Genomic DNA, 12,113 nt, shown 5'->3' with positions numbered 1-12,113 from the left:
AAAAGCGAAAAGTGGTTTACAAATGTTGTAGCTTTCGGTGTTAGTGTTCAGTTAGCGCATGGTTACTGTCCGGGTACGCGAGGTTGTGCACAAAACATGGGGATTCGAGTGAGAGTTTACGAGGAGCGGAGGTGGATATACAACAAAAAAACCTTGCTCAGCAAGGCTTCTTCTTGTGTCGCTTATGATGCGGTCGAGAGGACTCGAACCTCCACGGCTGTTACCCCACTAGAACCTGAATCTAGCGCGTCTGCCAATTCCGCCACGACCGCATGTCGTATATCTCAGCGGCGACAAGAAATAATATAGCATATTCGCGGAATTGAAGTCAACAAAAATGCAAAATAATTTTTATGGCAAGTATGCCTTGCGAGCCATGACATCCAAATACGCCAAAGCTGCTTGTTTGCCAGCTTCATAAACGGTGTGGCCGATCAAATAGCCGAGCCGGGTCGATGGCCCCGCATAGGCGTACTCGCGGCCACGCCCGGTCGAGCCGATCAACACGGCATCCGTCGTCGTGCCGGTGGCGATTCGATCGTCGCCCTTGCCTACGACGATGCCGAGGTCTTGCAGCAGCGCTGCCTTCGCCTCCGTCGCCGTCAGGACGGCGTTCACCATGGCGGCGTCGCTTGGCCGCCCGTCGATCAACACGATCGTATTAATCGTACCGGGGTACAGACGCTCGGCATCGGCGGTCATGCCGGCACGCGAAGGATTGCCCAGCCCGACGGTGACCCAGGCGCTAACGACCAGATCGTCCAGCTCCATCCGCCGGGTCCCGGCATGATCGACCCAAGCAGCGGTCAGCATCCCGGCCGTCTCCTCGGGCGGAAAGCCGGCATGCTCGAGAAATTCGCGCATTTCTGCCGGCGGATCGTCACTCATGTAAGATTTCAGCACTTGGCGATTAACAACATACCTCCGCTCGGAGAAGCCTCCGCCCCATATCGAGGAGTTCAGCACCCGCAGTGGCCGCTCCGACTCCAACAAGAGCACCGGGCATTCCAGAAGCGTCACAACCCGGCTGCGCACCCCAGGGAACGAACCGCACTCCTTAATAATAGAAGTGTCCATCTCCATCAACTATCCGCTCTTCCCTCGGCGCCCGGAACAACTAGCTCTCTCGGCAAGCTCGACAGTTGAATCGGATACGCTCTCGACACTTTGACGATATTCCGATTCGGCCTGCGAATCATCACCGACTCGTCGTCCCAAGCGACTACGATGCCTCGAACATCATTCTCCGGCTCCGAATCGCGGACCACTCTTATTTTTACCCCATGCACTCGAAATTCATCCAACTGCTCGTCCGTCATCATCCCGTCATCACCTCCGTATAGACGAACAGGACGAGCATGGCCGCCGCCACACCGTCCTGCTATCTGCTTGCTGCTTTTCTATCACTTGGTTAGCCCACATGCTCCTTGGAATCGTTCTTCTCGAACCATTCGTCGAGCACCTTGCTGGACATCACTCTGCGTTCAATATAATCAACCTGCTGCTTCGAGAACTCCGGAGCCCAATCCAGGGAAAGCTCCTTACACAGCTTGACGATCGTCAGCAGCTCCGACCAGGCTACATAGCGTTTGTACCAGAAAAATTGCGGATGCTCAATCATGTAAGGATACAGATCGTCAAATTCGGTATGCTTGCAATCCAGGGCGCGCTCGAAATGAACCTTCGCTTCCGCCAGCTTGCTCTTCATATAATCGGTGGATAGTCCTTCATTCCCCATGCCGATCGCCTCCTCTCTCTCTTCCTCATTATAAAGGAAAACGTGGCGAGAGGGAAGCTTCCAATTCATCTCACATGTCCGAAACCGGTGTTATAGGAACTTGACTTCACCGTTGTCGAGCGACTGAATCTTCACCAGCGACTCCAGTCGGAACCCGCTCTCTCGAATCGTCCGCGCACCCGCTTGGAAACATTTCTCCACGACGATACCCAGTCCGACCAACTCAGCACCGGATCGTTCGATCACGCGAATCAACCCTCGCGCCGCATCGCCGTTCGCAATGATGTCGTCAATGAGCAGCACCCGGTCGTTCGGGCCGAGTACGCTCTTGGAGACGAGAATATCCGTCACGATCCCTTTGGTGAACGAAGGCACTCGCTCCGAATACACTTCCTGATCGGTCGTCAGCGTCTTCTTTCTCCGGGCGAATACGAGCGGAACTCCCAGATCCAGCGCCGTGGCGAATCCGACGGTAATACCCGAGGACTCGATCGTGAGCACCTTCGTGATCGATTGCTCCCGGAATAAAGCGGCAAACCGTCTGCCCATTTCCATGATGAGCGGAGGGTCCACTTGATGATTCAACACGGTATCCAAATTCAGCACTTGCTTGGAAATGATGCCCGCTTCCTGTACGATACGCCGTTTTAATTCTTCCATAGAGCTCCTCCTAGAACTGATTCCTTTCCGTTAAGGTACCACATTTTTCAAACAACATTCAAGCCAAGATCGGATCGCCCACCAAAACCTTTACAAAAAAATAATCGGGAGAATGCAACTTTTTTCCAAACTAAACCGTCTATATTAGTAGAGGTCGGTCGGCCAAAATGGCAATCATTGCTTTTGATGGATTCGATCGGCAGCGGTATGATGGACTAAGCAAGACGCGACTACAGACAAAGAGACAGGCTCGATCGGAGAAGAAGGAGAACCGTTATGCGAAAGGACTACGCAGTACGTACAGCGCTCGCAGCAGTGCTCGTGAGTATGACCGTCGTCATCGGCGGGTGTGTGGGAGAAACCGGTCCGAACGGATCCGCCGCCGGGTGGAACGAGCAATCACCCTCCCCGGCAGCGGGCAGCGGAAGTGCGTCGACTGGCTCGAAGATAGTCCCGAATGAGCCGACGGGCACTCCTTCGGACGGGAAGCCGCCAGGATCGAATGGCGGCGCGCTGCAGACGGCTTCCAGCAACCAGACAGCTAACGGAAGCGGCGGCGACAATGGTTCTCAGTCCGGAGCCGCAGGGGACAAGAGCTCTACCGCTTCGTCGTCGGATCAAGGATCGACGGATCCGAAGACGACTCCGCCATTGGATGCCTATTCGGTTAAGCAGCCATCCTTGATGGGCGTCAAGCTGACCGACAACACGTCCACAGTCAAGCTCAAGCTTGGATTTCCTCAGGACGAATACACGATGGAGGACGCGCAGGATCCGATTACCGTGTATGAATACAACGGCTATTCGGTCGGCTTCAATCGTGCAGGCGTCGTACAGTTTGTCGAGATAACGTCGGAGGACATAGACCCGGGCTTGAACGGCCTCAGGCTGAAACAGAACGTCAAGCAAGCGCTGCAAGCATTAGGCAAGCCGGACATCAGCAGCAAGTACGCGTTGTCGTTCAAGAGCGGCGGCACGGTGCTGAAGCTGGATGTCGATCCAACACTGCAAACGATTTTGTCGATCAAGCTGTTTGCCGATACGGAACAATAAAATAATGAGAACGAAAGCCCCTTGCAACGAAAGGATTCACGTCCTTGATCGTAGCAAGGGGCTTTTTGAGGAGTTGAGCCTGTTCGGGGTTGGAGCCTGTTCATCGCGCCGGTCGGCTCTTCCTGCGGCGCAGCCAGATGAACAGCAGTAGCCCCAGCGCGATCACTAGAATGCCAATCGCGACACCGCGGCCCATATACACGTGCAGCAGATGCAGGACGGTTTCCCAGTTGCGCCCAATCACACGGCCAAGCGTGATGAACGTAAAACACCAGACGAAAGCTCCGCTGCCGGCATACACAAAATAGCGCCAAAACCGTATCCCGCTCATCCCGGCCAAATAGCAGGTCAGGTGGCGCACGCCGGGGACGAAATAACCGAAGACGATCGCCCAGGCTCCGTATTTCTGGAACCATTTCTCCCCCTTCGCGAGTCGATTCGGGGTCAAATGAAACCATTTGCCGAACCGGTCCAGGAATGGCTTGCCCACCCTGCGGCCGATGAAATAGCTGATCAGCATGCCCGTCATGCTCCCGGAGAAGCTGACGGTAAGCGACTTGCCGAATGTCAGATGACCGTAAGCCGTAAGGGAGCCTACGAACGTCATGAGGGTCTCGTCGGGAATCGGCAATCCTATGATGCCCAGGGCCAGCAGGCCGAACAGGGCTAGGTAGCGATAGGTCCAAATCAGATCTAGCAAAAATTGCTGCACGTAAGCACGCACCACTTTCGGGATTAGCTGCTGCCCGTATTATAGAAGATAGAGATAGGGAGTGCAAATCGAGACCGGATTGTTGTCCTTTTTTCCCGCCCGGCGACATACCTTGTACAGAAGCTTAGGACAGGCGGGCAGTGGAAAGGAAGTGTCTCTGGGTATGAAGGCATGGGTGACCGTACTGCAAATTGCATTTACTTATATCGGAACGGTAGTAGGCGCCGGTTTTGCGACCGGACAAGAAATTTTGCAGTTTTTTAGCCGCTACGGCTGGATGGCGACACTGACGATCGGCGTGGCCGGCATTCTGTTCGTCTGGCTTGGCACAAGGGTGATGCTCCTAGCCCATAAGCTGCAGGCGGAATCCTACGAGGATCTGAACCGGTATTTGTTCGGCCATAAGCTTGGCCAAGCATTCAGCTGGTTCTCGCTCGTCGTCCTGTTCGGCATCAACGCCGTCATGCTGGCCGGAGCCGGTTCCGTCTTCCATCAGCATTTCAATTTGCCCTATCAATACGGGCTGCTATTGACGCTGGTGCTCGCCTACCTCGTCATCACCGGCGGGCTCAAGGCGCTCATGGCCGTCAATTCCTTCGTCGTGCCGATGATGTTCATCTTCAGCGCGCTGATGGTGACGGCCACCTTTTACTCGCCGAATGCCGGCAACTGGTTCACCCTTACGTCCGATTACAATCCGGTTCGCATCTGGACGGCGCCGCTCCTCTATGTGGCGTTTAATCTGGCGACCGCCCAGGCGGTGCTCGTCCCGCTCGGCGCGGCAACGAAAAACCCGCTCCATCTGAAGCGGGGCGGGTGGATCGGCGGAATCGGCATCACCTTGATGCTACTAGGCGGGCACTTCGCCCTCTCCTCGCAAATGCCCGGCATCGCGCAATTCGAAATTCCGATGACCCATCTGATCGCCCGTCTCGGGCATGGGGTGCAGCTCGCTTTTGTAGCGGTTATTTTCGGCGAAATCTTCACAACACTGATAGCTAACGTCTATGGACTGACGCTACAGCTGCAGCAGCGCAGCCGGATCGGCTACAATACGCTCGTGCTCGCCATTCTGATGTCCAGCTTCCTGGTCAGTCAGATCGGATTCAGCACGCTGCTGACGACATTATATCCGCTCTTCGGCATGGTAAGCATGCTGTGGTTCGTACGTATGATCCGCCCGTCGGGCCGCCTTCCGTTCATTTAACCATATCAGTGTCGCAAGCCGGATAAACGAGAACAACATCCCTAGTACGCAGAAAATAAAGCCGCAGAGCAAGTAGCCATAGTGATAGGGCGGGTATAAGTTCAAGTCGCGGTGTACCGCGAGCAAGTCCGTGAACAGGAACACCGCTCCCAGGCCGAACAGGATGACGACCGCCCAATCCCAAATCATCCAGCGCTGCAGCAACAGCCTGACGTTCTCAGGTACTTGTTCCGCCTTGGAGCCGGTGCCTGATCGGCCTCCCTGCTCCTGTCCCTTCCTCCGTTCCTCATACACATACCAAGCCACGAACAGCGCGGCGCCGGTAACGAACAAGCCGATCAAGCTGGCGAAAATGCCCAATGCGGTATACATGTCTTCCATCCCTCTCTTTCCATAAAATCCGACAGGCTCCCTATTGATCCTATTCTCCAAGTCCGAAAACAAGCACCCATGTCATCAGAAACGATACGATTGGTAGCGCTCCGAGAAGGACGAACAGCACCTTGGCTGAAGGTGCCGGAGTCGATCGATAGGCCGAGCGCATGAAAAACCGTTGAACTCCCTCTAGACGCGAAGACAGCTCGATGGAGCTTTCCGGGACCGCCGCTTTTTTGCCGTTCGCGCCGACCTCCATCTTGCCTTTTTTCCAGCCGATCTGGTATGTAATTTCTCGTTTCTGCTGCTTGTTCTCCCCGTCGGTCATACGCGTCCTCTCTCCCTCGAACCTACGCTAATGCTTTCATTGTACTACACCTACCTGGTGAATTGTAGTATGATACGGGAAGCTGTCTAATTCATCTTGAGGAGTCCTGCAATCATGTTATGGCTGCTCTACGCTGCACTTGCCGCCGTCTGCTTCGGCTTGCGCGGCATCTTATACCATTGGACGTCGCAAAAGCCGCTCGACCGCAACGTCATGCTTCTCGGCGTCTATATGTCCGGGGCGCTCGTCTCCGCCCTGTTCGCGCTGCTGCTGCGGGAAAGCTGGACGCCTGCTGTCTGGGCCGGCGTGTCGATGGGGATTTTCTCTTTCGTATCGAATGCGGCGATGTTTCGGGGATTTGCAGTGGGCAAAGCGTCGCTCGTCGCCATCTTCACTGCCTTGACGCCGATCGTGGTCGTCGCTGCGTCCTATGTTCTCTGGCACGAGACACTCAACCTGGCGCAATCGGCCTCGTTCGTGATCATACTGGCGGGGATTGTTATGATCCGCTATTCCAACGATATCTCATGGGGCAACTTAAAAGGAGCCGAGTGGGCGCTATTGGCCATGGTCGCCTTCGGGATTACGGACTTATCGTCAAAGCAAGCGATGCTGTGGGGCGCCGACAAGCTGCCGACGCTGTTCGTCATGTACGCGACGGGATCGCTTTTGTTCGGCGCCTCCTGGCTACGCGCGAGGCAGGCGGCACGGCGGTTGGCCGCCGTGCGCGGGTCGGCCGCAGGCGAGCTCGCGGCGGCGGCCGTGAGTGAAGCTGCCGTGGGCGAGCTCGCAGCGGAGGGGCTTGCTCCAGCGAAGGCGAAGGCGGCGGTCCGTTGGACGACCAGCCGCACGATCTGGCTAGGCATGGTCGTCGGACTGTCGAACATCTCCGGCATGCTCTTGATCCTGCCGGCATTCGAGCTTGGAGTCACCGGGCTCGTCTCCGCGGTCATCGCCACAAACGTGCTGCTCATCCTGCTGTACGCTCGCCTCGTGCTAAAGGAAGTGTGGACGCGCATGGAGTTTGCGGGTATATTGACGGCTATTGTGGGTGTGTTGTTACTAAGGCTTCTGGGTTAGGCGAGTTTGGTCCAGCTTCTCCTGGGCCAGCTTCTGAGCGTTGCGGACGGCCTCGTCAGCCGTCTGCCTCCCCATGACAGCGGCATCGATCTGCTCGTTTATCATAGTGCGGAAGTAGCTATTGATATCATCGGTAACGTTCAAGAGCGCATAAGTAGCTCGAGGGTCCAGCTTCAATTTATAGAAAGCTTCCAGACTGCGTCCGTCTTTGTCCTGAGCGAAGCCCAGTCGAGTGGCCAATGATTCCGAAGTTCGGACCCGCACCTTGGCCGCTTCGTCTCCATTGAAATACTTGATTACTTTCCAAGCCGTACTCGCATGCTCCGCAGCAGCCGGGATGGCGAAAAACGTGTTGATGCTCAAGCTATGCGTCAGCTCTGGATAATGAGCATCGACTGGAACCGTCACCAGTCCCCAATCCACGCTGGAATTAAACTGCTTCATTCGCTGCATTTGTTCTGTCGTGCTGATCATCATTGCTGCCCTGCCTACGCTGAACAAATCCATCCTTTTCGTTTCGTCGGGGCCGTAGTTGATCGGTTTGCCGCCGTTCTCGTAGTAATAGAAGTTCCCTGTCCGGAACCCATGAATGACCGTCCTCATCGCTTCGCTCCAGATCGGGGTATCGAGCAGCACCTTCGCCCCATCCTCGCTCACAAAGCTTCCGGCCTGCGTCGAAGCTATTTCGTTTACCAGTTCGAATGGCAGCGAGTACTTGTAGTGAAGTCCATAGATTCTCTTTTCCGGGTCCGAATCGACCGGGAATCTTCGTGCCAGCTGCAATGTCTCCTCCCAGCTCATCTGATCGCGTGGATAGGGGATTTGAAACTTATCAAACAGCTGCTTATTGAAATACAGAGCCGTGCTGCTGAATTCGGGCGCGAGTCCATATAGCTTGTCATTCCCCAGTTGTCGAATCATATCGATGGCTGCGGGCGATATTTTGGAGAGGTCGTACTTCTCTTTCTTGATGATGGGGTCCAAGTCAAGCAAGCTGCCGTTTTCCGATAAATATTTGATCTGAGGCCTGTACGGGATCAGCAGGTCCGCTTTTTGCTCCACAACCAGCTTTTGATACGCCTCGAACATTTCGTCAAATGACACTCCCGTTTTAACCACGCCATCCATCGGAATGATCTCAACGTCGATTTCGGGAAATTTTACGGCGAAGTAGTTTCCGTACTGAAAATTAAATTGCTGCTCGCTTGAAAATACAATCCGCAGCACTTCCCGATGTTCCTTCGTCGGAGTCGGGCTGCAAGCCGTCAAAAGTCCAACGAACACGAGCATGGCAAAAGCTAATTTTTTCATAGAACAGTCCCTTTCTCGTTACGATCCGGCTACTTCTGCTGTAAAAGATTGGCCTTGTCCAAAGCTTGTTGCCCCTTGTCCTGCAACGTTTGCAAAGTTTGCTCCAACGATTGCGCCCCTTGTGCGTAGGTCTGAATCTCTTGGTTAACGATCGCGTTTATCTCTGCGGAAAATGAATAAGGGGCAGCGGTATCTGCTGTGGCCTCAGTTCCAATTTGTAAAGCTGAAAAAGCCTCTCTTCTAGCTTCTTTGGGCAGGATGGGAACGCCATCTATGGTGCTTGGTTGCATAACCAGCATGCTCGCGACATTTTTTTGGGCAATTGTTTTACTATGAATCACCTTCAACAGCTCCCATGCATCTCTCGGATTGTTCGCCTTGGCATTGATCGCATACACGCCGTCGAGGGAAAAACTTGTAGAAAGATTGGGCTGTTCGCCGCTTACTGGTTCGGTAACCATATCCCATTCAAATGTTGAAAGATTATAGCGCCGTTTCCCCTCTGCCAAATCTCTGGCCAAGCCGGAGTTGCTCAGAGCCATAGCAGCATTCCCGGTCAAAAAAGCGTTTCGTTTGTACATATCTATCCCCGTAATCGAACCGGTTCCTCTAGCAGACTGCTGCAGCCATCCTTTACGAATGCCCTCCGCTACGAGCGAGATCGATTTCCTATAGGCCGGACTATTCAGAAGGAGCTTCTTCCCTTCCGCGTCGGTCATGCTTAACCGATTCGTACTCCCGATCATATTCAGCATGATAGAGGCACCTGAGGTTGGTGGAGAGAATCCATATACTCGGTTATCCCCCCTCCCATCCGTCGGGAACCGCGCGGCTAATTCAAACAGTTGCTCCCAAGTCATTCGGTCCGTCGGAAACGGAACGCCGTACTTGTTGAACAGATCCTTATTGTAATAAATCGCTTGCGAGTTAAAAGTAGGGCTCAGGCCGAAAAGTTGACCTGTATCGCGCTCACGCAAATAATCGATTACTCCAGGGATAAAGGTATTGAGATTGTACTTTTCTTTCTGAATAAAAGCATCGAGCGGATAGAGCAGCCCTTCCGACGCCATTTTCTTATACACCGCAGTAGGAAGGTAGACAATATCCAACTGCTCGTTGGTCATTTTATCGGCATAAGCCTTATAGACATCACCATCTGGAGCGCTCAGGCCAATTGTCTCCGTGGGTTCAATCGTCATATTGGGGTATTTGACGACATAGGCTTGGCCGTACTGTAACATGAAAGCAGTGCTCTGAAAGACTTGTACCTTGATGTGGCGCTCACTCGTCTGGTCGAATGTCTCCTCCTTGACCACCCGTTCCACCGGCTTGAACATGTGCAACAGCGGCTCTCTCAGCATGAATGCAGCCGCTAGGACCATTGCAATCGCAAGCCCTCCGACCCAAGCGTTTCTTACACGATGCCGGACCCCGGTTTCCATAGCGATTCGCTCCTCGACTTTTCGAATTAATGGTTTCGGAATTCCATTCGGGTGTATGGGGAACGCCCTCAGCTCTTTCTCCCAGTCCCGCAAGTTCGTATGACGTTTCAACGGCTCCGCCCCCTTGTCTCCAGCGCCTGCTCCGCCTGATCCAGCTTGAACTGAATTTTGCCTCTCGCCCGGTGCAGCCTTGATTTGACCGTACCCTCCCGCAACCGCAGCAGGTCGGCGATCTCCGGAACCGTCAGCTGGTGATGCGCATAGAGCACCATCACTTCCTTCAGCTTGTCCGGCAGCTCCAGCACCGCCTTCCAGATGTCGCCGCTCTCCATACGGCTGAGCACTTCCTTCTCCGTGGAGGAAACCGTCTCGTGGCGCCTCGTCAGAGCGCCCATCAGCAGCACCCTGCGAGTCCAAGCCGATTTCCAGTGATCCTTCACGACATTGCGGGTGATTGCGAGCAGCCAAGTTTTGACCGTCGAATCCCCACGATAGTTATACAAATTACGATACACCTTCACGAACACGTCCTGGAACACGTCATCCGCCACTTCCATCCGCCCGGTCAAAAAGTAAGCATAATTCCACACATCCCGGCCGAAATGCCGGATCAAATCTTGCAAGATCGCGTCCTTATCGGTTGTCTCGCACAGCGCGCTCAAATATTCGAAGCTGCTCAATCCGTTCACCTCGTACAATTAGACGATACAAGATACAATTCGTTCCATTTCTACATGAAAGTTTCCCAAAAATGGTTTTCAATCGACATCTTCCGCCGGAAGGCGTATACTAGGCTTGTACTTTATTTCTTATTCAGGCTGGAGATGTGATTCCGATTACATACGTACTCTCATTCCTGCTCTCCTTCTTCATCGTGTTTTGGCTGATCCCGCCGCTTGGCAAGCTGGCTTTCCGGTTGGACTTCGTGGACAAGCCCCGTCAGGACGTGGAACGCAAAATCCACCGATCCCCGATTCCGCTTACCGCCAGCTATGCGATCTATGCGGGTTTTGTCGTTTCTTACTTGGCTTTCACCCGGGAATTCACGCTGCAGACGGCGGCCATCATGGCGGGCGGGCTGCTGCTGCTCATAATTGGAACGTTCGACGATTGGTACAAGACGCAGGGCAAAGACTTCCCTTCCCTGCCGAAAATGATCGTGCAAGTGTCGGCCGCAGTGCTCGTCTACATGTCTGGTATTACGTTCGAAGGCTTCTACAACCCGATCAGCCATGAATTCGTTGTGCTTCCGGTGGTCCTGCAGTTCGTGCTGACGATACTATGGATTTTCGGCGTGACGACGGTCATCAATTTCTCGGACGGGATGGACGGTCTAGCGGGGGGATTGGCGGGAATTTCAGCGGTTACGCTGTTCGTGGTCGCCCTTACGATGGGACAAAGCAATTCCGCGATTATGGCGATTATCCTTGTGGGTGTATCAGCCGCCTACTTGCGGTACAACAAACCACCGGCGAAAATATTTATGGGTGACGCGGGAGCGACGTTCCTCGGTTTTATTCTCGCGGTAATCGCCTTGGACGGCGCGTTCAAACAAGCGACCGTGCTCTCGCTGTTCATTCCGATCTTGGCGCTCGGCGTGCCGATCTTCGACAACCTGTTCGTGGTCGTCAAGCGAATGATGCAGGGCAAGCCGATCTACCAGGCGGACGCCAGCCAAGCCCACTACCGGTTGCTGCGGATGGGCTTTAATCAGAAGCAGGCGGTCGCGGTATTGTGTCTCGTGAGCATTTGCTTCAGCTTGTCCTCGATTATTTTGCTGCTGCTGCAAAATCGGTTTTAAAATTATGGAGCCGTATGCAAGGTTCACTTGCATACGGCTCTTTTTAACCATATAGAAAGTTAAGTTTTGGGCGAACCGATTTTTTACAGAACTAAAGCGTGAAGGGTGCGCTTGCTAAGCACGATTGGGGTGAGACAGAACCGTAACGTTACGCTATAACGCTATTCCGCCGGAATGGGGGAGCCGCCGCGAAATAACACTACGGGTGCGTGAAAAAGCCATATACGCTCCAGTCCGACTTTTCCGGACTGCGTGGCGAGAGCGAAGATTGAGGCGGTCTCTAGTCCGAATTTCCCCAGTTGCAGAGTCGTTCCCACACGCTCCCTCTGGAAAACGCCGCTCTAATTCGGCCGATTCGGACTACAGAGCTTTTCCAGGCGGTGAGGCGCACTGTAGTCCGATTTTT

The 12,113-nt window shown here is 54.1% G+C and carries 14 protein-coding genes and 1 tRNA gene; 4 read left to right on the top strand and 11 right to left on the bottom strand.

Annotated elements, in window-relative coordinates:
• Positions 1-188 precede the first annotated feature (188 nt).
• The 5 genes from PKO02S_RS05035 to PKO02S_RS05015 all read right to left on the bottom strand — a co-directional run bounded on the left by PKO02S_RS05035 (position 189) and on the right by PKO02S_RS05015 (position 2,398).
• A tRNA-Leu gene (locus PKO02S_RS05035) sits at positions 189-272 on the bottom strand.
• Positions 273-351: 79 nt separating this feature from the next.
• The gene (locus PKO02S_RS05030) at positions 352-1,083 is read right to left on the bottom strand and encodes an adenosylcobinamide amidohydrolase (protein WP_246066847.1); all 732 of its coding nucleotides are present in this window, start codon (positions 1,081-1,083) and stop codon (positions 352-354) included.
• Positions 1,083-1,322: a hypothetical protein gene (locus PKO02S_RS05025; protein WP_127580004.1), complete on the bottom strand. Its 240-nt coding sequence runs from the start codon at positions 1,320-1,322 to the stop codon at positions 1,083-1,085. Before PKO02S_RS05025 ends, PKO02S_RS05030 begins: the two co-directional genes overlap by 1 nt.
• Before the next feature lie 89 nt (positions 1,323-1,411).
• Complete coding sequence (locus PKO02S_RS05020) at positions 1,412-1,738, bottom strand: hypothetical protein (RefSeq protein ID WP_127580003.1); 327 nt, start codon at positions 1,736-1,738, stop codon at positions 1,412-1,414.
• 90 nt (positions 1,739-1,828) lie between these two features.
• Positions 1,829-2,398 (bottom strand): xanthine phosphoribosyltransferase, encoded by a 570-nt coding sequence (locus PKO02S_RS05015; RefSeq protein WP_127580002.1) that lies wholly within the window; start codon positions 2,396-2,398, stop codon positions 1,829-1,831.
• Positions 2,399-2,674: 276 nt separating this feature from the next.
• Between PKO02S_RS05015 and PKO02S_RS05010 the strand changes: the two genes are divergently transcribed.
• Entirely contained in the window at positions 2,675-3,451 is a 777-nt protein-coding gene (locus PKO02S_RS05010) for a hypothetical protein (protein WP_127580001.1), read from the top strand.
• Between the two features lie 100 nt (positions 3,452-3,551).
• On the opposite strand, the gene PKO02S_RS05005 is transcribed toward PKO02S_RS05010, so the two are convergent.
• Positions 3,552-4,163: a DedA family protein gene (locus PKO02S_RS05005; RefSeq protein ID WP_246066840.1), complete on the bottom strand. Its 612-nt coding sequence runs from the start codon at positions 4,161-4,163 to the stop codon at positions 3,552-3,554.
• Between the two features lie 163 nt (positions 4,164-4,326).
• Here PKO02S_RS05005 and PKO02S_RS05000 point away from each other — a divergent pair, with 163 nt between their 5' ends.
• The gene (locus PKO02S_RS05000) at positions 4,327-5,370 is read left to right on the top strand and encodes a YkvI family membrane protein (protein ID WP_127580000.1); all 1,044 of its coding nucleotides are present in this window, start codon (positions 4,327-4,329) and stop codon (positions 5,368-5,370) included.
• Here the strand turns inward: PKO02S_RS05000 and PKO02S_RS04995 are convergent.
• Positions 5,290-5,742 (bottom strand): hypothetical protein, encoded by a 453-nt coding sequence (locus tag PKO02S_RS04995; protein ID WP_127579999.1) that lies wholly within the window; start codon positions 5,740-5,742, stop codon positions 5,290-5,292. The two genes, PKO02S_RS05000 and PKO02S_RS04995, sit on opposite strands and share 81 nt — an antisense overlap.
• A gap of 49 nt (positions 5,743-5,791) precedes the next feature.
• On the bottom strand, positions 5,792-6,073 hold the full coding sequence (locus PKO02S_RS04990) for a hypothetical protein (protein ID WP_127579998.1): 282 nt from the start codon (positions 6,071-6,073) through the stop codon (positions 5,792-5,794).
• Positions 6,074-6,187: 114 nt separating this feature from the next.
• On the opposite strand from PKO02S_RS04990, the gene PKO02S_RS04985 reads away from it, so the two are divergent.
• Positions 6,188-7,153, top strand: coding sequence for an EamA family transporter (locus PKO02S_RS04985; protein ID WP_127579997.1), 966 nt, complete (start codon positions 6,188-6,190; stop codon positions 7,151-7,153).
• Here the strand turns inward: PKO02S_RS04985 and PKO02S_RS04980 are convergent.
• Genes PKO02S_RS04980 through PKO02S_RS04970 form a run of 3 tightly spaced genes read right to left on the bottom strand, consistent with a single transcriptional unit; the run spans position 7,136 to position 10,595 of the window.
• Positions 7,136-8,464 (bottom strand): extracellular solute-binding protein, encoded by a 1,329-nt coding sequence (locus tag PKO02S_RS04980; protein ID WP_127579996.1) that lies wholly within the window; start codon positions 8,462-8,464, stop codon positions 7,136-7,138. The two genes, PKO02S_RS04985 and PKO02S_RS04980, sit on opposite strands and share 18 nt — an antisense overlap.
• A 29-nt stretch (positions 8,465-8,493) precedes the next feature.
• Positions 8,494-10,017, bottom strand: coding sequence for an extracellular solute-binding protein (locus PKO02S_RS04975; protein ID WP_127579995.1), 1,524 nt, complete (start codon positions 10,015-10,017; stop codon positions 8,494-8,496).
• Positions 10,014-10,595, bottom strand: a complete 582-nt coding sequence (locus PKO02S_RS04970) for an RNA polymerase sigma factor (protein WP_127580068.1) — start codon at positions 10,593-10,595, stop codon at positions 10,014-10,016. The genes PKO02S_RS04975 and PKO02S_RS04970 overlap by 4 nt, the downstream gene beginning before the upstream one ends.
• Before the next feature lie 137 nt (positions 10,596-10,732).
• Here PKO02S_RS04970 and PKO02S_RS04965 point away from each other — a divergent pair, with 137 nt between their 5' ends.
• Entirely contained in the window at positions 10,733-11,707 is a 975-nt protein-coding gene (locus PKO02S_RS04965) for an MraY family glycosyltransferase (RefSeq protein WP_127579994.1), read from the top strand.
• The last annotated feature ends 406 nt before the right edge of the window (positions 11,708-12,113 follow it).

The sequence above is a fragment of the Paenibacillus koleovorans NBRC 103111 genome (assembly GCF_004000845.1).
Classification (GTDB): domain Bacteria; phylum Bacillota; class Bacilli; order Paenibacillales; family NBRC-103111; genus Paenibacillus_AA; species Paenibacillus_AA koleovorans.
The sequence above is the reverse complement of the archived record's forward strand: the minus strand, read 5'-3'. Positions and strand labels throughout refer to the sequence as shown.

Coding starts and splice junctions, on each gene's coding strand:
- PKO02S_RS05030 (WP_246066847.1), bottom strand. CDS start 1,083: ATGGAGATGGACACTTCTATTATTAAGGAGTGCGGTTCGTTCCCTGGG.
- PKO02S_RS05025 (WP_127580004.1), bottom strand. CDS start 1,322: ATGATGACGGACGAGCAGTTGGATGAATTTCGAGTGCATGGGGTAAAA.
- PKO02S_RS05020 (WP_127580003.1), bottom strand. CDS start 1,738: ATGGGGAATGAAGGACTATCCACCGATTATATGAAGAGCAAGCTGGCG.
- PKO02S_RS05015 (WP_127580002.1), bottom strand. CDS start 2,398: ATGGAAGAATTAAAACGGCGTATCGTACAGGAAGCGGGCATCATTTCC.
- PKO02S_RS05010 (WP_127580001.1), top strand. CDS start 2,675: ATGCGAAAGGACTACGCAGTACGTACAGCGCTCGCAGCAGTGCTCGTG.
- PKO02S_RS05000 (WP_127580000.1), top strand. CDS start 4,327: ATGAAGGCATGGGTGACCGTACTGCAAATTGCATTTACTTATATCGGA.
- PKO02S_RS04995 (WP_127579999.1), bottom strand. CDS start 5,742: ATGTATACCGCATTGGGCATTTTCGCCAGCTTGATCGGCTTGTTCGTT.
- PKO02S_RS04990 (WP_127579998.1), bottom strand. CDS start 6,073: ATGACCGACGGGGAGAACAAGCAGCAGAAACGAGAAATTACATACCAG.
- PKO02S_RS04985 (WP_127579997.1), top strand. CDS start 6,188: ATGTTATGGCTGCTCTACGCTGCACTTGCCGCCGTCTGCTTCGGCTTG.
- PKO02S_RS04980 (WP_127579996.1), bottom strand. CDS start 8,464: ATGAAAAAATTAGCTTTTGCCATGCTCGTGTTCGTTGGACTTTTGACG.